25 protein-coding genes are annotated in these 20,958 nt (G+C 61.9%); 2 read left to right on the forward strand and 23 right to left on the reverse strand.

The annotated features are described in order from the left end of the window. Nucleotides 1–117: 117 nt before the first annotated feature. The 3 genes from ccsB to G3N59_RS32480 all read right to left on the reverse strand — a co-directional run bounded on the left by ccsB (nucleotide 118) and on the right by G3N59_RS32480 (nucleotide 4,477). Nucleotides 118–1,350 carry a c-type cytochrome biogenesis protein CcsB gene (ccsB, locus tag G3N59_RS32470; protein WP_205986947.1) on the reverse strand — a complete coding sequence of 411 codons (1,233 nt, stop codon included), beginning with the start codon at nucleotides 1,348–1,350 and terminating at the stop codon, nucleotides 118–120. A gap of 67 nt (nucleotides 1,351–1,417) precedes the next feature. Continuing rightward, nucleotides 1,418–3,634, reverse strand: coding sequence for a cytochrome c biogenesis protein ResB (locus G3N59_RS32475; RefSeq protein WP_205986948.1), 2,217 nt, complete (start codon nucleotides 3,632–3,634; stop codon nucleotides 1,418–1,420). Between the two features lie 177 nt (nucleotides 3,635–3,811). Further along, on the reverse strand, nucleotides 3,812–4,477 hold the full coding sequence (locus tag G3N59_RS32480) for a c-type cytochrome (protein WP_205986949.1): 666 nt from the start codon (nucleotides 4,475–4,477) through the stop codon (nucleotides 3,812–3,814). Between the two features lie 236 nt (nucleotides 4,478–4,713). On the opposite strand from G3N59_RS32480, the gene yihA reads away from it, so the two are divergent. Together yihA and hemB are read left to right on the forward strand one after the other, a co-directional pair. Further along, nucleotides 4,714–5,373: a ribosome biogenesis GTP-binding protein YihA/YsxC gene (gene yihA / locus G3N59_RS32485; protein WP_205986950.1), complete on the forward strand. Its 660-nt coding sequence runs from the start codon at nucleotides 4,714–4,716 to the stop codon at nucleotides 5,371–5,373. A 442-nt stretch (nucleotides 5,374–5,815) separates the two neighbouring features. Next, on the forward strand, nucleotides 5,816–6,814 hold the full coding sequence (hemB, locus tag G3N59_RS32490; RefSeq protein ID WP_205986951.1) for a porphobilinogen synthase: 999 nt from the start codon (nucleotides 5,816–5,818) through the stop codon (nucleotides 6,812–6,814). An 89-nt stretch (nucleotides 6,815–6,903) separates the two neighbouring features. On the opposite strand, the gene dsbD is transcribed toward hemB, so the two are convergent. The 20 genes from dsbD to rplX form a co-directional block, all read right to left on the reverse strand. Beyond that, nucleotides 6,904–8,880, reverse strand: coding sequence for a protein-disulfide reductase DsbD (gene dsbD, locus G3N59_RS32495; protein ID WP_205986952.1), 1,977 nt, complete (start codon nucleotides 8,878–8,880; stop codon nucleotides 6,904–6,906). Beyond that, on the reverse strand, nucleotides 8,873–9,184 hold the full coding sequence (gene cutA / locus G3N59_RS32500; protein WP_205986978.1) for a divalent-cation tolerance protein CutA: 312 nt from the start codon (nucleotides 9,182–9,184) through the stop codon (nucleotides 8,873–8,875). The genes dsbD and cutA overlap by 8 nt, the downstream gene beginning before the upstream one ends. 275 nt (nucleotides 9,185–9,459) lie before the next feature. Beyond that, nucleotides 9,460–11,895, reverse strand: coding sequence for a family 20 glycosylhydrolase (locus tag G3N59_RS32505; protein ID WP_205986953.1), 2,436 nt, complete (start codon nucleotides 11,893–11,895; stop codon nucleotides 9,460–9,462). Between the two features lie 310 nt (nucleotides 11,896–12,205). Beyond that, on the reverse strand, nucleotides 12,206–12,598 hold the full coding sequence (gene rplQ, locus G3N59_RS32510; protein WP_167065719.1) for a 50S ribosomal protein L17: 393 nt from the start codon (nucleotides 12,596–12,598) through the stop codon (nucleotides 12,206–12,208). 139 nt (nucleotides 12,599–12,737) lie between these two features. Next, nucleotides 12,738–13,715 carry a DNA-directed RNA polymerase subunit alpha gene (gene rpoA, locus G3N59_RS32515; RefSeq protein WP_158951561.1) on the reverse strand — a complete coding sequence of 326 codons (978 nt, stop codon included), beginning with the start codon at nucleotides 13,713–13,715 and terminating at the stop codon, nucleotides 12,738–12,740. Between the two features lie 124 nt (nucleotides 13,716–13,839). Beyond that, a complete protein-coding gene (rpsD, locus tag G3N59_RS32520; protein ID WP_205986954.1) occupies nucleotides 13,840–14,463 on the reverse strand; it encodes a 30S ribosomal protein S4 in 624 nt (207 codons plus the stop codon). A gap of 166 nt (nucleotides 14,464–14,629) precedes the next feature. Next, a complete protein-coding gene (gene rpsK, locus G3N59_RS32525) occupies nucleotides 14,630–15,034 on the reverse strand; it encodes a 30S ribosomal protein S11 (protein ID WP_006052224.1) in 405 nt (134 codons plus the stop codon). A gap of 28 nt (nucleotides 15,035–15,062) precedes the next feature. Then, on the reverse strand, nucleotides 15,063–15,428 hold the full coding sequence (gene rpsM, locus G3N59_RS32530) for a 30S ribosomal protein S13 (RefSeq protein WP_103706958.1): 366 nt from the start codon (nucleotides 15,426–15,428) through the stop codon (nucleotides 15,063–15,065). Nucleotides 15,429–15,475: 47 nt separating this feature from the next. Continuing rightward, the gene (gene rpmJ, locus G3N59_RS32535) at nucleotides 15,476–15,592 is read right to left on the reverse strand and encodes a 50S ribosomal protein L36 (protein ID WP_205986955.1); all 117 of its coding nucleotides are present in this window, start codon (nucleotides 15,590–15,592) and stop codon (nucleotides 15,476–15,478) included. 20 nt (nucleotides 15,593–15,612) lie between these two features. Further along, the gene (infA, locus tag G3N59_RS32540; RefSeq protein WP_004521905.1) at nucleotides 15,613–15,831 is read right to left on the reverse strand and encodes a translation initiation factor IF-1; all 219 of its coding nucleotides are present in this window, start codon (nucleotides 15,829–15,831) and stop codon (nucleotides 15,613–15,615) included. Between the two features lie 6 nt (nucleotides 15,832–15,837). Then, the gene (gene secY / locus G3N59_RS32545) at nucleotides 15,838–17,184 is read right to left on the reverse strand and encodes a preprotein translocase subunit SecY (protein ID WP_205986956.1); all 1,347 of its coding nucleotides are present in this window, start codon (nucleotides 17,182–17,184) and stop codon (nucleotides 15,838–15,840) included. Between the two features lie 59 nt (nucleotides 17,185–17,243). After that, on the reverse strand, nucleotides 17,244–17,678 hold the full coding sequence (gene rplO, locus G3N59_RS32550) for a 50S ribosomal protein L15 (RefSeq protein ID WP_028222618.1): 435 nt from the start codon (nucleotides 17,676–17,678) through the stop codon (nucleotides 17,244–17,246). Nucleotides 17,679–17,708: 30 nt separating this feature from the next. After that, nucleotides 17,709–17,891: a 50S ribosomal protein L30 gene (rpmD, locus tag G3N59_RS32555; protein ID WP_010106952.1), complete on the reverse strand. Its 183-nt coding sequence runs from the start codon at nucleotides 17,889–17,891 to the stop codon at nucleotides 17,709–17,711. Between the two features lie 10 nt (nucleotides 17,892–17,901). Then, a complete protein-coding gene (gene rpsE / locus G3N59_RS32560; protein WP_027819342.1) occupies nucleotides 17,902–18,420 on the reverse strand; it encodes a 30S ribosomal protein S5 in 519 nt (172 codons plus the stop codon). A 14-nt stretch (nucleotides 18,421–18,434) separates the two neighbouring features. Then, nucleotides 18,435–18,800 (reverse strand): 50S ribosomal protein L18, encoded by a 366-nt coding sequence (gene rplR, locus G3N59_RS32565; protein ID WP_205986957.1) that lies wholly within the window; start codon nucleotides 18,798–18,800, stop codon nucleotides 18,435–18,437. A 12-nt stretch (nucleotides 18,801–18,812) separates the two neighbouring features. Beyond that, nucleotides 18,813–19,343 carry a 50S ribosomal protein L6 gene (rplF, locus tag G3N59_RS32570; RefSeq protein WP_205986958.1) on the reverse strand — a complete coding sequence of 177 codons (531 nt, stop codon included), beginning with the start codon at nucleotides 19,341–19,343 and terminating at the stop codon, nucleotides 18,813–18,815. Between the two features lie 18 nt (nucleotides 19,344–19,361). Further along, entirely contained in the window at nucleotides 19,362–19,757 is a 396-nt protein-coding gene (gene rpsH, locus G3N59_RS32575; protein ID WP_205986959.1) for a 30S ribosomal protein S8, read from the reverse strand. A 14-nt stretch (nucleotides 19,758–19,771) separates the two neighbouring features. After that, nucleotides 19,772–20,077 (reverse strand): 30S ribosomal protein S14, encoded by a 306-nt coding sequence (gene rpsN / locus G3N59_RS32580; protein ID WP_027819346.1) that lies wholly within the window; start codon nucleotides 20,075–20,077, stop codon nucleotides 19,772–19,774. 7 nt (nucleotides 20,078–20,084) lie between these two features. After that, a complete protein-coding gene (gene rplE / locus G3N59_RS32585; protein ID WP_028206519.1) occupies nucleotides 20,085–20,624 on the reverse strand; it encodes a 50S ribosomal protein L5 in 540 nt (179 codons plus the stop codon). Nucleotides 20,625–20,640: 16 nt separating this feature from the next. Then, nucleotides 20,641–20,949 (reverse strand): 50S ribosomal protein L24, encoded by a 309-nt coding sequence (gene rplX / locus G3N59_RS32590; protein WP_027819348.1) that lies wholly within the window; start codon nucleotides 20,947–20,949, stop codon nucleotides 20,641–20,643. Nucleotides 20,950–20,958 lie beyond the last annotated feature (9 nt).

Below are 20,958 nucleotides of genomic sequence, written 5' to 3' on the forward strand. Positions count from 1 at the left end.
TTTGGAGTCCGTCATGCAGGCTAACGCGAGCAATCTGGAATCCTTCCCGCCAGCACGAAAAAAAACCGCCGGTGCACGAGGCATCCGGCGGTTAGTTCGTTCGGTGAGGCGATCCGGTTACAGCTTGCCGTAACTATGCAGACCCGACAGGAACATATTGACGCCCAGGAAGGCGAAGGTCGTGACCAGCAGGCCGGTCAGCGCCCACCAGGCGGCCACGCCGCCGCGCAGACCCTTCATCAGGCGCATGTGCAGCCAGGCCGCGTAGTTGAGCCAGACGATCAGCGCCCAGGTTTCTTTCGGGTCCCAGCTCCAGTACCCGCCCCACGCCTGCGCGGCCCACAGCGCACCCAGGATCGTGGCGATCGTGAAGAACGCGAAGCCGACGGCGATCGACTTGTACATGAGGTCGTCGAGCACATCGAGTTCGGGCAGGCGGTCCGCCAGCACGCCGCGCTCCTTCATGATGTAGGCCACGCCCACCATCGCCGAAAGCGCAAAGCTGCCATAGCCGATGAAGTTCGCCGGCACGTGGATCTTCATCCACCAGCTTTGCAGCGCGGGCACGAGCGGCTGGATCTGCTGCGCGTCACGCGAAATCGAGTACCACATCAGGAAGCCGACGGCCGCGCTGATCACGAGCAGCACGAAGGCGCCGAGCGCACGCGTGCCGTAATGCTTCTCGTAGTACAGATAGAACAGCGCCGTAATCAGGCTGAACAGCACGAACACTTCGTACAGGTTCGAGATAGGAATATGGCCGACATCCGCGCCAATCAGGTAGGACTCGTACCAGCGCACCATCAGGCCGGTGAAGCCCATCAGCACCGCCGCCCACGTGAGCTTCGAGCCGATCGAGCCACCCGAGGGCGAGCGCGACAGCAGGCCGATCCAGTAGAACAGCGTGGCCAGCACGAACAGCGCGCTCATCCACAGGATGGCCGACTGGCTGGAGAGGAAATACTTGAGGAAGAAGGCCTGATCCGCGCGGGCGAGATCGCCCTGATAGATCTGGATCGCGCCAATCGCCATCACCGCGATCGCGGCCATCAGCAGGCGCGCGGGCTTCCAGCGCCAGCCGAGCACGACCAGCGCCGGCACCGTGCCGCAGAGCACCAGCTTGTCGTAGTAGTTCATGTGCGCGTGGTAGCGCGAGAGCGCGAACGCCGCGCCCGCCACCATCGCCAGCGCGAACACCCAGTCGAGCACCGTCAGGCGGCGCAGCAAGGGGCGTTCGTCGAAGAGGATGTCGTCGAGACTGGACGCGCCGCGCGCGTCCTGAGCCGCAGTCGCCGCTGCGCGGTCGGCGCGGCGGGTCTTGGCGGTAGAAGAAACTTGAGTCAGGTCCATGGGCTTACCGGGGTTGATCTTGAGTGTCCGTAAAGTGCGCGTCACGCATCGCGTGGAGGCGCGTGGATCAAGCGTTACGGTCCGTCCCGCTGTCGCTTTCGCTGGCACTGCCGGGCTGTGCGCCCAGCGTGCGCGAAACCGCGTCGCGGGTACGGGCAAACTCTTTCTCGAAGTCGAGCGTGCGGCGCGCGGTCGACATCGCCATGATGACGTCGACGCCACGACCGTCCGTCCCGCTGCGTTCCTTCAGCCAGAACCACAGACGGCGCTCGCGCACGTAGAACATCGAAAAGATGCCGAGCACGAGCAACAGGCTGCCAAGATACACGACTTTCTTACCCGGCGCGCGCGTCAACTGAAATACCGAAGCTTGCACCTGCTTGAATGAATCGAGCTGTAGATAGACAGGCGATCCGTACAGGAAACTGTCCGAAACCGCGTTGATCGAGTCCTGCACGAAGCGCGCGGATTGCGCATCCGGCGTGAGCGCGGGCTCGCCGGCCTGGGCGCGCGCGAGCTGCCAGAGATCCCAGGTCGCGCCTTCCAGCATGCGCAGCAGCAGGCCCGCAGCCTTCTCCTGCTGCTCCTTCGGCACGGATTTGTCGATGAAAGCGGCGACGGCCTGGAAGCCGCCCATCTGCGCTGATTTGTTCACACCCGGCGCGCCCTGCATCGACGGATCGGTGCCCGAGAAAAGGGTCAGCACACGCGATGCGCTGTCTTCCAGGTGTTGTTGGAGATCGCGATTCGAATCGGGGACCGAACGTGCGGCGAATTCATGCGCAGCCTTGGCACGCAGCGCCGGATCTTCGAATGCGGCGCGCAGCAGCATCCATTCCTTCATGGTGCCGCCGCTGTCGGCGGGAATGCGCAGGTAGCGGAACGGGTCGTCCGGGTTCTCGCGCATGCCGGCGAGGAACATGCGCGCGCCGCTCACGTCGACCGGCAGCATGTAGTTGTTGTACTCGCGCGCCTGGCCGTCCTTGTCGCGCACCTTGTACTGCACCGACGGCCCGACGTTATGCAGATCGAGCGGCTTCGACGTCTTGGCGCCCGAACCCAGACGCTCGTCGAAGGCTTCCTTCAGGCTCTGATGCGCGACGCCGCGCGCATCGTTCTGACCGCTGCCGTTCGAGGTGTTTTCGACGTTGATGGCGCGGAAATCGGCGAATTCGATCGTCTGACCGTCGACGCCCGGCACGCTCTCGCCCGCCGGCAATTTCAGCGGCGCCGAATTGCCGATGGTGCCGCCAAACGGGAAGCTCTTCGTGCTCGCGCCGCTCATCGGCCAGGCGGTCATCTGCATCTGCGAGCCGCCGTCCTGGAAGCTCGATTGATAGATCGACACGCCGTCGTACTCGAACGGCTCGTTGACTTCGATACGCGCCGGAACGCGCTTGCCCGTCTTGTGATCGATCACGACGATGTCGCTCGCGAACAGCTTGGGCATGCCCGTCGAGTAGTAATCGACGATGAACTTGTTCAACTGGATCGAGAACGGCAGATCCTGGATCAGCGAGCCGTCCGGCTGGTTCAGGATGGCCGTGGAGACGTACTGGCCTTCCGGCACCCAGGCGTAGCCGCGGAACGTGGGATTCGACTGCGAGAGACGGTGCTCGGGCGCGATGTCGTTGATGACCGCGTTGCTGCGGATCGGCGACTTGTCGAACAGCCACATCTGGAATTTGATCGGCAGATTGCTGTCGAGCAGCCCGCCGATACAGATCACCACGATCGCCAGGTGAGCAAAGATATAGCCGATCTTGGTGAGCGCGCCGCGCTTGCCGGCGATCAGCGTCGCGCCGTCGGTTTCGCGCGTGACGAAGCGATAACCCATGCGCTGCGCGAGTTTGCCGAGCTTCGCGGCGGTTTCCTCGCGGCTCGTGTCGTCCAGCGAAAATTCACCCTTGTGATGGAACGCGCGCAGGCTGCCTTCGCGGACCTTGTCCTTCCAGCTCTTCATGTCCGCGATCATCTTCGGACCGTTGCGGATCACGCACAGCGAGATCGACACCACCAGAAAGCCGAGGATGGTCATGAACCACCACGCGCTATAGACGGTGTAGAGGCTCAGCGAACGGAAGATATCGGCCCAGAACGGACCGAACTGATTGACGTAGTTCGGGTACGGATCGTCCTGCGTGAGCACGGTCCCGATGATGCTCGCGATGGCCAGCACCACCAGCAGGGCAATGGCAAAGCGCATCGAACTGAGCAGCTCGATTGCGCTTCTCACCGCTCTCTGGCGGACATTCAACTGCAAACCCTGCGTGGTGACGCTCATTCAAACTCCGCTTCTTGATCCATCCAGCCGCCATGCACTACGGGCACGACAGCAAAAAAGGGTGCAGGACCGCCGCATCTGCACGGCGCCCACACCCTTTTCTTGTTCTTCGACCGCTTTTCGAGACAACGCGACTCTACACGAGAGTCAGGTCAATATCGGGTCAATACAGCCGAATCAATGCAAACCGGCTGCGTAATCGGCGACGGCCTTGATTTCGTCATCCGATAGACGGTGCGCGATCTGGCGCATCGGCTCGTTATTGTTGCGCGTGCCTTGCTGGAATGCCTGCAACTGCGCAACCACGTATTCCGACCACTGGCCCGAAAGGCGCGGGTACTGGATCGGAATGCCCTGGCCGGTTGGGCCGTGGCAGGCCGCGCAGGCGGGCACGCCTTTATCGGCGATACCGGCGCGCCAGATCTTCTGGCCTTCCGGCACGGTCTTCGCGTCGCGCGCAAAGCCGGGCTTGGGTGTCTGCGAGGCGAACCAGGCAGCGACGTTGATCATATCCTGATCGGAAAGCGCGCTGGCGAAGCCGGACATAATTGCATTATTACGTGCAGGGGGCTTGCCACCGGGCTGAGGCTTGAAATCCTTGAGCTGTTTGACGAGATATTCGGCGTGCTGGCCCGCCAGTTTGGGATAGGCGCCGCCCGTGCTGTTGCCGTCGGCCGCGTGACAGGCCGCGCAGACCTGCGCGGCAATTGCCTGCCCCCGGGCGAGGTCGGGCTTGGCCGGAGTCGCCGGGTCCGCCGCCATCGCCATCATCGAAACACCTGCTGTGAGACCTGCCGCTATCGCAAATTCGAGTACCTTCAAGGACTTGCTCAGTCGATTCATTCGCGCACCTTGTTTCGTCTTGTGGGAATCAGGTTCTGCAAACTACGACAGCGACCACTCTACCTGCGAAGGCCCGCGCCGCCCTCACGGGTATTCAGTAAACCGTCGCATTGTACAATAGCGCGCAAGGCGCCACGGCGCCAGTCGGGCCTGCCCCCGATATCTCCAGATCCTTCCCGGGCTCATCCGGGCTTGGCGCACCTGCCGCCTCGTATTTTTCTACTGTGGTTCTCACGATGGCCTTCCTGCTGCATCAAGCCCGTTTCTTCACGACGGTGAATCATCTGCGCGACCTGCCCGCTACGGCGCGGCCCGAGGTTGCGTTCGCCGGGCGCTCGAACGCAGGCAAATCCACCGCGATCAATCTGCTGTGCAACCAGAAGCGTCTCGCCTTCGCGTCCAAGACGCCGGGCCGCACGCAGCACATCAACTATTTCTCGGTCGGTCCCGCCGACGAGCCGCTCGGCTATCTGGTCGACCTGCCCGGCTACGGTTACGCCGAAGTGCCGGAATCGGCCAAGCAGCACTGGCAGCAACTGCTCGCGCTCTATCTGCAGACGCGCGCGCAGCTGAACGGCCTCGTGCTGATGATGGATGCGCGCCGCCCGCTGACCGAACTCGACCGCCGTATGATTGAGTGGTTCGAGCCGTCCGGTAAGCCGATCCACGCGCTGTTGACGAAGTGCGACAAATTGACGCGACAAGAAAGCGTCCTGGCGCTGCGCAACACGAACAAAGAGTTCGACGAATATCGCAAGCAGGGCTATCAAGGCAAGCTGAGCGTGCAGTTGTTCTCGGCGCTCAAGCGTGTCGGGCTCGACGAAGCGCACGAAGTCATCGAAAGCTGGATCGCGCCGAAGGCCGATACCGGCGAAACGGACCTTTCCGCGTCCTGATCTTCGCGCGCGGTGCCGCGCCGGTCGCTTCCGTTCAGGCGGGGCGATCGGGCCGCGAAGCCCCGTGCGTGCTCGTACCTGGGCCATCGCCGGTCCGGCGCACGGCCAGACTCTGGCCGCCTCGCGCACTCCCCCGCCACTTTCTGCTTCCAAACGTACGCAAACCCACATAGCCGGGTCGCGTGCGGCGCGCACTCGTCTCGAATCTGCCTGTTAATTAGGCAAATATCATGCAAAACGCAATTTTTGGCCGCGCATAAAAAAACCCGCCGTAAGTGCCGGCGGGCTAAACAGCCTTATCGAAAAACGACAGGCACCCGCTCAGGGAGGAGAAGCGGGGAGTCTGGCGCAAGGCGCCTCGCTCGATCGGTATGATATACCATTGTCCTGAAAAGTTTCCTGCGCTCCGGAAGCGCGTTTTGTTTCAAGATAATCCGCCGACATGAGCTTCTACCCGCATCATCGTCCCCGCCGTATGCGCCGTGACGACTTCTCGCGCCGCCTGATGCGCGAAAACCTCCTCACCACCAACGATCTGATCTATCCCGTGTTTGTCGTCGCGGGCGAAAACGTGCGCGAAGCCGTGCCGTCGATGCCCGGCGTCGAGCGCGTTTCGGTCGATCTGCTGATGGGCGTGGCCGAACAATGCGTCGAACTGGGCGTGCCCGTGCTGTCGCTCTTCCCCGCCGTCGATCCGGCGCTGAAGACGCCCGACGGCATCGAGGCGACCAACCCCGACGGCGTGATCCCGCGTGCCGTGCGCGAACTCAAGAAGCGCTTCCCGGATCTGGGCGTGCTCTGCGATGTCGCGCTCGACCCGTACACGAGCCACGGCCAGGACGGCGTGCTCGACGAGAACGGTTACGTCATCAACGATCAGACCATCGAGATCCTCGTTGCGCAGGCGCGCACGCAGGCCGAAGCGGGCGTCGATATCGTCGCGCCTTCGGACATGATGGACGGCCGTATCGGCGCGATCCGCGAGATGCTCGAAAGCGAGAACCACATCCACACGAAGATCATGGCCTACTCGGCCAAGTACGCTTCGGCGTTCTACGGTCCGTTCCGTGACGCGGTGGGTTCGGCCTCGAATCTGGGCAAGGGCAACAAGATGACCTACCAGATGGACCCGGCGAACTCGGACGAAGCGCTGCGTGAAGTGCGCCTCGACATCGAGGAAGGCGCGGACATGGTGATGGTCAAGCCCGGCATGCCGTATCTGGACATCGTGCGCCGCGTGAAGGACGAATTCCGCTTCCCGACCTACGTGTACCAGGTCAGCGGCGAATACGCGATGCTCAAGGCCGCCGCGCAAAACGGCTGGCTCGATCACGACAAGGCGATGATGGAATCGCTGCTCGCGTTCAAGCGCGCGGGCGCGGACGGCATCCTGACGTATTTCGCGCTGGACGCCGCACGGTTGTTGCGCGCGCAGAAGTAAGCGGCACGCCGCTTACGGGCAATACGCCATGCAAAAAGGCACGTCGCGAGACGTGCCTTTTTCGTTTGCGCGGGCGCATTGCGACGGATTTACGACTGATTTCCCGGCAGTTTGAGCAGATCGCGCGACGGCACGACCGATGCAGATGGCGTCTGCGCATTGGCATCGGGCGCAGGTGCCGACGATGCCGGCGCTGCGGACACGCGATCGAGACGTGCGAGGAATTTATCGGCGTTCTCATAGCCGACCACGCGCAGCACTTCGTTGCCCTTCGTATCGAAGAAAATAATGCCCGGCGGCCCGAACAGGCCAAAGCGTTTGAGCAGCGCCTGATCGTCGGTGCTGTTGGCGGTCACGTCGGCGCGCAGCAGGCCCAGTTGCGCGAGCTTCGCCTGCACGCGCGGGTCGCTGAAGGTGAACTTCTCCATCTCCTTGCAGCTCACGCACCAGTCGGCGTAGAAGTCGAGCATCGACGGCTTGCCCGCCGTCTTGAGCGCCGCGTCGAGTTGCGCCGACGAGCGCACGGGCGCAAAGCTCAATGCATCAGCCGGCGCACTAGCCGTCTGCGCTGCACCGGCCGCGCCTTCATGTGCCGCCAGCACGGCGAGCGGGCGCAGCGGGTCGACCGAGCCGGCAGCCAGACCGACGATCAGCGTCGCGGCCCAGATGGCGAATGCCGCGCCCACGCCGCGGCCGAGCCGGCGCCAGACATTGGCGGGCCCGGCGTTCGGCGTGAACAGGCCCAGCGCGGCGGCCGCCAGCAGCAGCCAGAGCGCGGCCAGCAGCATCTGCGCGGTCGCGCCCAGCACCGGCCAGACGATCCACAGCGCCGCCGCCAGCAGCACCACGCCGAAGAACACCTTCACGCCGTCCATCCACGTGCCCGCGCGCGGCAGCAGCGTGCCCGCGCCCAGGCCGAGAATCATCAGCGGCACGCCAAGACCGATGCCCATCGCGAACAGCGCCGCGCCGCCGAGCACGGCGTTGCCCGTATGGGCGATGAACGCGAGCACGGCGAAGAGCGGCGCGGTCATGCAGGCGCCGACCACGAGCGCGGACAGCGCGCCCATCAGCGCAACGGCGGCGAACTTGCCGCCCGAGCGGCCCTGCGACGCGCGCGAGGCGCCGTCCTGCCAGCGCTGCGGCAGCGCGATGTCGTAGCCGGCGATCAGCATCATGGCGAAGGCCGTCAGCAGGATGCCGAAAGCGCCCAGCACCCACGGATTCTGCAGCCACGCGCCCAGACTCTGTCCGACCAGCGCGGCGGCAATGCCGAGCACGGTGTAGACCAGCGCCATGCCGAGCACGTAGACGAACGACAGCGCGAAGCCGCGCGCGCGCGTGACCTGCGCGCCCTCGCCGACGATGATCGCCGAGAGGATCGGGATCATCGGATAGGAACAGGGCAGCAGGCTCAGCACCATGCCCGCGACGAAGTAGAGGCCGACAACCGCGAAGAAACCGCCGCCTTGCAGCAGCGATTGCGCGTAATCGGCGCTGGTGGCGCGCTCGTACCACGGCAGGGCGGAGTCGGCGGCGACGCTGGGCGCGGCGCCGTGAGGCGCACCCGCCGCTTGCAACGCGGCTCCGCTCACGTGGTAGACGTGTTCGGCAGGCGGATAGCAGATGCCTGCATCGGCGCAACCCTGCGAGGTCACCGCGAGATCGAACGCGGCGCTCGCGGCCTTCACGGGCACGCGGATCGTCAGTTCCTTGCGATAGGTCTCGACGTTCTTGTTGAAGGTCGGATCGAACTTCACGTGGCCGGGCGGGATCTGCGCATCGCCGAGCGTGGCCGTGCCGCCGTTGGCCGCATTGCGCGCCGCAAAGGCGAAACGTTCCCGATACATGTAGTAGCCATCAGCGATCTTGAAATGCACATCGACCATGCCCGGCTCTTCGCTCGCGCTGAAGGTAAAGGCCTGATCGGGCGGCAGGAAATCGTCGTCGGCGTGGGCAGGCGCGGCGCCGAACAACAGCGGCAGCAGGCAAGCGATGAACGCAAGAAAGGCCAGCAACGGGGCGTACGGCGCGGCGCGCAGGCGCCGATCGAAGCGGTTAGACATGAATGGGACGCTGTGTCTCGGCATGAACCCACTGGCCATAGGCGTTCGACGCCGTGACCTGCCACGAAAGAATCTCGGGCGTTTCGTAGGGATGCTCGGTCTGGATGAACTGTTCGAGCTCGGCCGCGCGCGCGAGGCTCGTCTTGAAAAGCAACTGGATCTCGTCGCCGGATTCGATCTTGCCCTGCCAGTGATACTGCGAATGCACCGCGCCCAGACGCGTCACGCAGGCCGCGAGCCGCTGCGCCAGTACACCGGCAGTGAGCTTTTCGGCGATGTCCTCGTCGGGCACGGTGGTCAGCATCAGGGTTACGCTGGGGATCACATTGAGGGTCACGACGAACTCCGGCAGGCGGCCTCGTTGCTGCGCGCGTGCGCGCCAAGGCCAGGAAAGGCAGAACGTTATCGTACCACCGGCGCCGATTGGCTTTACTCATGCACCTGCGGCGCCCGTGAGTGGCAAACGCGCCCACCTGGCGTTTATTCCCGCGACGCAAACAAAAAAGCCAGGGCTGGCCTGGCTTTCCTGGACATCGCGCGACGCATGATCGCGCTCCGTTTTTTGTCCGCTCTTTCCCGTTAGTTGCTGGAAAGTCTGAGCGACGGACGCACGATCGCACCCGTGCGCTGCAGCTTGGCAATCTCGCGCGTCTCCAGCACGCGCATGAACGCGGCCCAGTCCTGCGCCAGTGCGGCCTTGTCGACCTTATCGGTATCGCCGAGCTTGAAGCGCTCGCCCACCCGATACGGCAACTCCCATGACGCCCGGTGCCAGGAACGTTCGGCCAGCGCGAGCAGACGCGGATACACCATGTACTCGAACAGCTGGTCGTTGCGGATCACCTCGGCCCACGCCTGCCCCTGCATGCCTTCGATATGCGGCGCCGTGCCCGTGGTCACGATCTCGAACGGCTTGCCGTCGCGATCGGGCATGATTTCGGCGTTCTGCGGCAGGTTGTCGGGTGCGAGCGAGAATACCTTGAAGCTGTCGGTCGCGTGCGAGCCCCAGTAATAGCCGCGCTCGTGCGGATCGATCGTGTACGGGAAGTCGAAGTAGAGATAATCCGGCAAGGCGAGCACGCCGCGATACCCCTTCTGGCTCCACGACTGCACCGTATCCGCGCCGCCCCAGTAGAGCGTGTCCCAGAGCGTCACCATCACGCTGCCGGTAGCGAAGTCCTGCGGACCATTGGCGTGCTTCACGCCGTCCTGCCAGGCCGCCATCGCGCCGATGCCATTGGCGCTGACAAGCTGGCTGACATCGATCGCGAACTTCGTCGGCAGTTCATCGACAGAAGCGACCTTGCCTTGCTGGACCCAGGCGGTGCACCACGGCGAGCGCGCCCACGGTTTGTCCTGCGCGGCGAGATTGATGCGCCCCTTGCCGGCGTCGCTGCCGTCGAGCGCCTGGAAGCCCGCGCCGAGCAGGATGTTCTTCGCCTCGTCGCCGCCAAAGTGCCAGACCGATAGCGGCGCGCCGGCTTCGCGATGCATCGCCGCGATTTCGCCAATCACCTTGCCGGCGAAACGACGCGCGCTGTCGGAACACGGATTGAGCGCCGTGCGCCGGTCGTAGAACTGCACCGACGTGATGTTCGACGTGTCCTGCGGGTCCAGCAGCCGGTACTCGTTGGCGCCCTGTTCGTCGCCCTGCGCGTGTAGTTTGCGGTAGCGAGCTTCCATCGACACCACGGCGGCACGCTCGTGCGCCGGCATGTCGATTTCGGGAATGACCTCGATAAAGCGATCCGACGCGTAGCGCACGAGCGCGACGTAATCGGCACGACTCAGGTAACCGCCGCCCGACTCGTTGTTCGGACCCGATGCCAGTTGCGGCAGGAGACAGCGGTTTTCGTCGAGATCATGGCAGCGCTGGCCGCCGATGTCGGTCAGCTCGGGCAAGCCGGGAATCTGAATGCGCCAGCCTTCGTCGTCGGAGAGATGCAGGTGCAGGCGATTGAGCTTGTAGGCGCTCATCTGGTCCATGAGGCGCTGCAGCGTCGCCGGATGGCGGAAGTTGCGCGCGAGATCGACCATCATGCCGCGATGCGTGTAGCGCGGCGCATCCTCGATCGTCAGCGCGGGCACGCGACCGCCGCCTGCAGGCGTCAGCGAAAAGAGCGTCTGGACGCCGTAGTAGACGCCTGCTGCGTCGTAGCCGTCGATGCTCACGCCATCGCGCGCGATCGTCAGGCGATAACCGCCCGACACGGCCACGTCGGCGGGCAAGGCAGCGGGCACGATGCGGCCGGTCACGGTCACGGGCGTACCTGTCAGCCCAAGCGCCGATGCCCGCGACTGCAACGAAGCAAGCTGCCCGGCCTGCAGTCCCGGCAACGAGAGCGCCACGCCGGCGACGTTCAGATCGCCGTCGCCGCTCTCTTCGCGCAGGACAGCGGGAACGGCACGCCCGGCGACCTGCTGCGCGGACGGCGCCGCGGCCTCGGCGCGCGCACGCTGGATTTGCGCGGGCGTTTGCGTGAAATCGGCCGCGCTATCGGGGTTGGGCGGCAGGCTTTCGACGTACTGGGTTTCGTCGTCGGTATTGTTCGCCTTGAGGACGACGGGCGTCGCGCCTTCGACCACCACGTAAGCACGCGGCAGCAAATCGCTATAGCGCCGATACCAGTACTCGCCCACGAACGGCACTTCGATGCGTTGTCCCGGCGCGAGCGTAAATGCGCCTTGCGCGGGCGAAAGCGCGTACAGATCGCCAGTGATGTGACGCCAGACAATCGCTGCGTTATCGATGGCGAGCACGCGGCGGATGCTGTGCAGATAGAGCGTCCATCCGCCGGCCTTGATCGGCTCCGAGCCCAGATTTTCGAGGATCAAGCGGCCACGCGCGCAACTCGCCCAGTCCGCGCCGAGGTTCGCGCATGACACGCCCGCCTGGCTCGCGTCGTTGGTATCGATCGCGACGCTCAGTTTCAGGCTGTCGGCCAGCTTGGCGGCCTGAACGGTCGCGCCCGCCGTTTTATCCACGGAACTGCCGCACGCGGTCAGCGCCAGCATGGCCGTCAACGCGCACAACGCAGCCAAAAATCGAATGGCCGAACGCACGGACAATCGCCCCCGTTCGGCCTCGCGATTACTACGGAATCCTAAAATAATTCCCGAATAATAAGACATGTCTCCCCCATTGCCGGCGACGCCCGCTCAGACCCTTACTATAAGTTGACGACTCAACCCGAAGGTGGCGGTAGATCAAGCTCGACGGCATTTGGCTGCGCGCATCGCAGCCGGGGACGCCAAAAACAAAAAAGCCAGGCTAGGCCTGGCTTTTTCGCGCGCCGCTTGATCCGGGGATCAAGCGACTAGAAGCTTATTCCGCTTCCTGGACGTTCTCTTCCGTGACTTCCGGACGGTCGAGCAGTTCGACCAGTGCCATCGGTGCGTTGTCGCCAACACGGAAACCGAACTTCAGGATACGCAGGTAGCCGCCCGGACGGTTCGCGAAACGCGGACCCAGAACTTCGAACAGCTTCGTGACCGAGTCACGATCGCGCAGGCGGTTGAACGCCAGACGACGGTTTGCCAGCGAGGGCTTCTTGCCGAGCGTGATGAGGGGCTCGACAACCTTACGCAGTTCCTTCGCCTTCGGCAGCGTCGTCTTGATGACTTCGTGCTCGATCAGCGAGTTGGACATGTTACGGAGCATTGCCAGACGGTGGCTGCTCGTGCGGTTCAGTTTCCGCAGACCATGACGGTGACGCATTTCAATTTCCTTGAAACAAAGTTTTAGTCCAGCTCTTCTATCGCCTCGCGGGTTTCGCAACCCCGACCAAGGCACGGGCCGGTACAGAAAAAGGCAAGACGCGGATTCTAAAGGAAAATCCGCGTCGCTGCCACATTACTTACTTGTCGAGACCAGCCGGCGGCCAGTTTTCGAGCTTCATGCCGAGCGTGAGACCGCGGGAAGCAAGCACTTCCTTGATCTCGTTGAGCGACTTGCGACCCAGATTCGGGGTCTTGAGCAGCTCGTTCTCGGTACGCTGGATCAGGTCGCCGATGTAGTAGATGTTCTCGGCCTTCAGGCAGTTCGCCGAGCGAACCGTGAGTTCGAGATCGTCCACCGGACGCAGCAGGATCGGATCGATCTGCGGCGCACGCGACGGCGCTTCCGCTGCCGTTTCGGTGCCTTCCAGTGCAGCGAACACCGACAGCTGATCCACGAGGATGCGCGCCGACTGGCGAATCGCTTCCTCAGGCGAGATCACGCCGTTGGTTTCGATGTTCATCACGAGCTTGTCGAGGTCGGTACGCTGTTCGACACGCGCACTTTCCACGGCGTAGCTCACACGGCGAACCGGCGAGAACGACGCGTCCAGGACGATACGGCCGATGATCTTGGCCGATTCGTCGCCGTAACGGCGCACGTTGCCCGGCACGTAGCCGCGGCCCTTCTCGATCTTGATCTGGACGTCGAGCTTGCCGCCCTTCGTCAGATGCGCAACGACGTGTTCCGGGTTGATGACTTCGCAGTCGTGCGAGAGTTCGATGTCGCCAGCGGTGACAACGCCTTCGCCTTCCTTGCGCAGCGTAACCGTCACTTCGTCACGGTTATGCAGCTTGAAGACCACGCCCTTCAGGTTCAACAGCAGGTTGACCACATCCTCTTGCACACCATCGAGCGTCGAGTACTCGTGCACGACGCCTGCGATCGTCACTTCGGTCGGCGCATAGCCGATCATCGACGACAGCAGAACGCGCCGAAGCGCGTTACCCAAGGTATGGCCATAACCGCGTTCGAACGGCTCCATGACCACTTTCGCGTGGTTGTCGCCGAGCGATTCCACAGCGATGATCTTGGGTTTCAACAAACTGGTTTGCATAGGTTTTCCTTTTCAATACCCTCGGCTCGTTACACCGATAAGGCTGAGATGGCCACAACCTGAAAAAAACAGCCGAGGCCACCTCCTGCGCGAAGCACAGAGGCTACCCCGGCCGTCAATCCGATTAACGCGAATACAATTCGACGATCAGGCTTTCGTTGATGTCGCCAGCGATGTCGCTGCGCTCCGGCACGCTCTTGAACGTACCTTCGAACTTCTTCGCGTCGACCGCAACCCAACCCGGCATGCCACCTTGCTCAGCCAGCGAGAGCGCTTCGACGATACGCACTTGCTTCTTCGCCTTTTCGCGAATAGCAACGACGTCGCCTGCCTTCACTTGCATCGACGGGATGTTCGCGACGACGCCGTTCAGCGTGAGAGCCTTGTGGCTCACGAGCTGACGCGCTTCAGCGCGGGTCGATGCGAAGCCCATGCGGTACACGACGTTGTCGAGACGCGATTCGAGCAGTTGCAGCAGGTTTTCGCCGGTGTTGCCCTTGATACGGTCAGCTTCCGCGAAGTAGCGGCGGAACTGGCGCTCGAGGACACCGTAGATACGCTTCACTTTTTGCTTTTCGCGAAGCTGCGTGCCGTAGTCGGACGTGCGGGCGCCCGAGGTGCGGCCATGCTGACCCGGCTTGCTGTCGAGCTTGCACTTGTCAGCGAGCGAGCGGCGTGCGCTCTTCAGGAAGAGGTCGGTGCCTTCACGGCGGGACAGCTTGGCCTTCGGGCCGATATAACGTGCCACGTTGCTTTCCTTCGATAATTGATCACGCAAAGCCTTGGAACGGGGAGACCCCGCGGCTCGCGCTAGTCCGGCCCTTTGGACCGAACGGTGGGCTTAGTCAATTCAATAACGCCGAGAGCCTGGGACGCCGTTACCGGCGGCTCAGGCAGTCGGCTTATGCGACGCCTTAGATACGACGGCGCTTCGGCGGACGGCAGCCGTTGTGCGGGACCGGCGTAACGTCGGAGATCGCGGTGATCTTGATGCCAAGACCATGCAGCGCGCGCACCGCCGATTCGCGACCCGGGCCGGGGCCCTTGATACGCACTTCGAGGTTCTTGACGCCGTATTCCATTGCAACACGGCCAGCCGACTCCGCTGCGACCTGAGCTGCAAACGGGGTCGACTTACGCGAACCCTTGAAGCCCTGGCCACCCGACGTTGCCCAGGCAAGAGCATTGCCTTGACGATCGGTGATCGTGATGATCGTGTTGTTGAACGACGCGTGAACGTGAACTACGCCCTCGGCGACGTTCTTCTTAACCTTCTTGCGAACGCGTTGCGCCGCGGAGTTGTTCGAAGCCTTAGCCATTACGTTTTCCTGTAACTGTCAGAACCGCTTACTTCTTCAGCGACTGTGCTGCGCGGCGCGGACCCTTGCGCGTACGTGCGTTGGTGCGCGTACGCTGGCCACGCAGGGGCAGGCCCTTGCGATGGCGCACGCCGCGGTAGCAGCCGAGGTCCATCAGGCGCTTGATGTTCATCGTCGTTTCACGGCGCAGATCGCCTTCGACAACAAACTTGCCCACTTCCTCGCGCAGCTTTTCCAGATCCGCGTCGTTCAGGTCCTTGACCTTCTTGTTAAACGGCACACCCGCGGCAACGCAGATGTTGCGCGAACGCGTGCGACCGACACCGAAAATTGCCGTCAGGCCGATTTCAGTGTGCTGGTGGTTCGGGATGTTAACCCCTGCAATACGAGCCATTGTTTTTCCTCAAACAAAAAGCGCAGGCAAAAGTGCGCTTAAATCACTCAGCCTTGACGCTGCTTGTGGCGCGGCTCCGTGCTGCAGATCACGCGAACGACGCCGTTACGCTTGATGATCTTGCAGTTACGGCACATGCGCTTTACCGATGCCATCACTTTCATGATATTACCCTTTTTCTAAATCACTTCGCCCGGAACACGATCCGCGCACGCGACAGATCGTAAGGCGTCAATTCAACCGTCACCTTGTCGCCCGGAAGAATGCGGATGTAGTGCATCCTCATTTTTCCGGAAATATGCCCTAGAACGACATGGCCGTTTTCCAGCTTCACCCGAAAGGTAGCGTTGGGGAGGTTTTCGATCACCTCACCCTGCATCTGGATTACATCGTCTTTGGCCATAGGTCCTTAACGCATCGGGACTCCGCCACCCTTGAAGTTGGCCTTCTTGAGCAGCGATTCATATTGTTGCGACATGACGTACGACTGCACCTGCGCCATGAAGTCCATTGTGACGACGACAATGATCAGCAGCGACGTTCCACCAAAATAAAACGGCACATTCCAGCGCAGCACCAGAAACTCAGGCAGTAGACAGACAAACACGATATAGATCGCACCGGCCAGCGTCAGACGCGTGAGGATGCGGTCGATATAACGTGCCGTCTGATCGCCCGGACGGATGCCAGGAACGAACGCGCCACTTTTCTTCAGGTTGTCGGCCGTTTCCCTGCTGTTGAACACCAGAGCGGTGTAGAAGAAGCAGAAGAAGACGATCGCCAACGCATACAGCAACACGTACACGGGCTGGCCAGGCTTGAGGGCTTCGGCCACGTTGTGCAGCGTGTTCGCGAACCAGCTGTCTCGCGAACCCGAACTGAACCAGTTCAGGATGGTTGCCGGGAACAAGATGATCGACGATGCAAAGATCGGCGGAATCACGCCCGACATGTTCAGCTTGAGCGGCAGGTGCGACGACTGCCCACCGTAGATCTTGTTGCCAACCTGACGCTTCGCATAGTTCACGAGGATCTTGCGCTGGCCGCGTTCGATGAACACCACCAGGTACGTCACGGCTGCAATCAGCGCCACGATGATGATCGCCGAGACGGGGCCCATCGAGCCGGTTTGCACCAGCGAGAAGAGACCGCCAATCGCGTTCGGGAAACCCGCTGCGATACCGCCGAAGATGATGATCGAGATACCGTTGCCAAGCCCGCGTTCCGTGATCTGCTCACCAAGCCACATCAGGAACATCGTGCCCGTCACCAGCGTCACGACCGTCGTCAGACGGAACACCATGCCCGGATCGATCACGAGTGCCGGCTGATTTTCCAGCGCGACTGCAATGCCGAAGGCCTGAAAGGTCGCCAGCACTACCGTGAAGATCCGCGTGTACTGCGTAATCTTGCGTTGTCCAGCCTGCCCTTCCTTCTTCAGCGCCTCGAGCTGGGGCGAGACGATCGCCATCAGCTGCAGGATGATCGACGCCGAGATATACGGCATCACACCCAGCGCGAAGATCGTAAAGCGAGACAGTGCGCCGCCCGAGAACATGTTGAACATGCCAAGGATGCCGCCTGACTGGCTCTGGAAGAGCTTCGCCAGTTGATCCGGGTCGATGCCCGGCACCGGAATGTGCGCACCGATACGATAAACGACCAGCGCCAGCAGCAAGAACATTGCACGCCGGCGCAGGTCGCCGAACTTCGGAGCGCTGCGACCGGTTTTTGCGAGACTCGGGCTGTTAGCCAAGTACCTTCTCCGATGCAGATGTTAGTGACGGCGGGCAAGCCCGCACGCACCACTCACAATCACTCGGCAAAAGAACCGCCTGCTGCTTCAATCGCAGCACGCGCATTCTTCGTCGCACCCAGGCCCTTGACCACGACCTTGCGCTTGATCTCGCCAGTAGCGATGATCTTTGCGGAACGGGTCATTTCGCCAACGAGACCTGCCTGCTTGAGAGCCAACAGATCGATTTCGTCGACCGGCAGCTTCTCGATGTCAGCAAGGCGCACTTCACCGACGAATTCCTTCGTCAGCGAGGTGAAGCCACGCTTCGGCAGGCGACGCTGCAGAGGCATCTGACCGCCTTCGAAGCCGACTTTATGAAAGCCGCCCGAACGCGATTTCTGACCCTTGTGACCACGACCTGCGGTCTTGCCGAGGCCAGAGCCGATGCCGCGGCCGACACGACGCTTAGCGTGCTTCGCGCCTTCTGCCGGCTTCAGGTTATTCAATTCCATTTTCAACTCCTGGAGTCTTTGGTCGACCGCTTAGCCGATGACCTTAACGAGGTACGAGACCTTGTTGATCATGCCGCGCACAGCCGGCGTGTCCTGCAGCTCGGAAACCGAGTTCAGGCGGCGCAGGCCGAGACCGCGCACAGTGGCACGGTGCGTTTCGCGGGTCCCAATCAGGCTCTTGACGAGCTGAACCTTGACAGTTTTTTCAGACATGGTGCCCACCTTAGCCCAGAATTTCTTCGACGGACTTGCCGCGCTTCGCCGCGATGTCAGCCGGCGTCGACTGCTTGCGCAGACCGTCCAGCGTTGCACGCACGAGGTTGTACGGGTTCGTCGAACCGTGGCTCTTTGCCACGACGTTCTGCACGCCCATCACGTCGAACACTGCGCGCATCGGGCCGCCGGCGATCACGCCCGTACCTGCCTTCGCCGGAGCGAGGAGGACGACCGATGCGCCATGCTTGCCGTGCACTTCGTGTTGCAGGGTGCCGTTCTTCAGGGGCACCTTGAACATGTTGCGACGAGCTTGTTCCATCGCCTTCTGGACAGCAACCGGCACTTCTTTCGACTTGCCCTTGCCCATACCGACGCGGCCATCACCATCGCCAACCACGGTCAGAGCGGCGAAACCGAGAATACGGCCGCCCTTCACAACCTTGGTCACGCGATTGACCGAAATCATTTTTTCGCGAAGGCCGTCGTCGCGTTCGTCAGCCTGAACTTTCGCTTGCATCTTTGCCATGACGAATTCCTTCCTTAGAACTTGAGCCCGGCTTCGCGCGCAGCATCAGCCAGCGCCTTGACGCGGCCGTGATAGCGGAAACCCGAGCGGTCAAAGGCGACGGATTCGATGCCGGCGGCCTTAGCCTTTTCTGCAATACGCTTGCCGATCAGCGAGGCTGCCGCGACGTTGCCGCCCTTGCCCGACTGGTCAGCCAGTTGCGCACGCACTTCGGCTTCAAGCGTCGACGCGCTGGCGAGCACCTTGGTGCCGCACGGCGAGAACACTTGCGCGTAGATGTGCGTGTTCGTGCGATGCACGGCCAGGCGCGCGACCTGCAGCTCAGCGATCTTGAGACGCGTCTGACGAGCGCGGCGCAGGCGAGTTTGAGTCTTATCCATGATTGCGCACCCTTACTTCTTCTTCGTTTCTTTGAGGATCACGACCTCGTTGGCGTAACGCACACCCTTGCCCTTGTAGGGCTCCGGCGGGCGATAACCGCGCACTTCGGCTGCGGTCTGGCCAACTTTCTGCTTGTCGATCCCCTTGATCACGATTTCCGTTTGCGACGGGGTTTCAGCCTTCACGCCTTCCGGCATCTGGTGCACCACCGGGTGCGAGAAACCCAGCGACAGGTTCAGCTTGTCGCCTTGTGCCTGAGCACGGTAACCAACGCCAACCAGCGTCAGCTTGCGCTCAAAACCCTTCGTCACGCCATGCACCATGTTCGCGACGATCGCGCGCATCGTGCCAGACATCGCATTCGCTTCGCGGCTGTCGTCCGCCGGCTCAAACTTGAGCACGCCGTTGTCGTTGACCACTTTCACGAGGCCGTTCGCAGCTTGCGAAATCGTACCCAGCGCGCCCTTGACGGTAATCTTCTCGTCGCTGAGCGTCGCTTCTGCGCCTTGCAGCGCGACCGGGCTCTTACCTACTCGAGACATGTTTCTTCTCCTTAGGTCTTAAGCGACGTAGCAGATAACTTCGCCGCCGACGCCAGTAGCGCGCGCCTTGCGGTCCGTCATCACACCCTTCGGCGTCGAGACGATCGCAACACCCAGGCCATTCATGACCGACGGGATGTCGTTGCGGCCGCGGTACACGCGCAGACCAGGCTTCGAAACGCGTTCAATGCGCTCGATAACCGGACGGCCAGCGTAGTACTTCAACGCGATGTTCAATTCCGACTTCGCACCTTCGGTTTTCACCGCGAAGTCGTCGATATAACCTTCGTCCTTCAGAACCTGCGCAATCGCAATCTTCACTTTCGACGAGGGCATAGCAACCGAAACCTTCTCGACCATCTGCGCATTGCGGATGCGAGTCAGCATATCGGCGATAGGATCACTCATGCTCATTTATGTTTCTCCTATTACCAGCTCGCCTTGGTGATGCCAGGGATCTCACCACGGAACGCGATTTCACGAATCTTGTTACGTGCGAGACCGAATTTGCGGAACGTGCCACGCGGACGACCCGTGATCGCGCAGCGGTTACGCTTGCGGGTCGGGTTCGAGTTACGGGGCAGTTGTTGCAGTTCGAGGCGAGCTGCGTAACGCTCTTCTTCCGACTTGCTTTGGTCGTCGATGATCGCCTTCAGCTCTGCACGCTTCGGTGCAAATTTCGCTGCCAGACGAGCGCGCTTCTTTTCACGTTCGATCAGTGCCAGTTTAGCCACGGTAACCTCAGTTGCGGAACGGGAACTTGAAGCCGGCGAGCAGTGCCTTTGCTTCTTCGTCAGTCTTCGCGGTCGTCGTGATGCTGATGTTCAGCCCACGCAGTGCGTCGATCTTGTCGTAGTCGATTTCGGGGAAAATGATCTGCTCTTTCACACCGATGTTGTAGTTACCACGGCCGTCGAATGCCTTGCCCGACACGCCACGGAAGTCGCGCACGCGGGGCAGCGCAACCGTAACGAAACGGTCCAGGAATTCGTACATGGCATTGCCACGCAGGGTAACCATCGTGCCAATCGGGTAGCTTTCGCGGATCTTGAAACCAGCGATTGCCTTACGCGACTTGGTGATAACAGGCTTCTGGCCGGCGATCTTCGTGAGGTCGCCAACGGCGTGCTCAAGGACCTTCTTGTCAGCGACGGCTTCACCAACACCCATGTTCAGGGTGATCTTGGTGAGGCGCGGCACTTCCATGACCGACTTGTAACCGAACTTCTCGATCAGGCCAGGAACGACCTTCTCTTTGTAAAATTCTTGCAAACGTGCCATTTTTTACTCCGCAGCGTCAGGCGCTCAGGACAGCACCGGTCGTCTTCAGGAAACGAACCTTCTTGTCCCCTTCGACCTTGATGCCCACGCGCGACGGCTTGCCGTTCGCGTCGACCAATGCGACGTTCGAGATAGCCAGCGGCATAGCCTTGGCTTCCACGCCACCCGTCGTACCCTTCATGGGGTTCGGCTTAACATGCTTTTTAGCAATGTTGATGCCTTCGACAGTAACGCGCTCTTCGCCAATCGCCACTACGACGCCGCGCTTGCCCTTGTCTTTGCCAGTGACGACAATAACTTCGTCACCCTTGCGAATCTTGTTCATCGCGACTCC

The organism is Paraburkholderia sp. Ac-20340 (assembly GCF_017104965.1).
Taxonomy (GTDB): Bacteria; Pseudomonadota; Gammaproteobacteria; order Burkholderiales; family Burkholderiaceae; genus Paraburkholderia.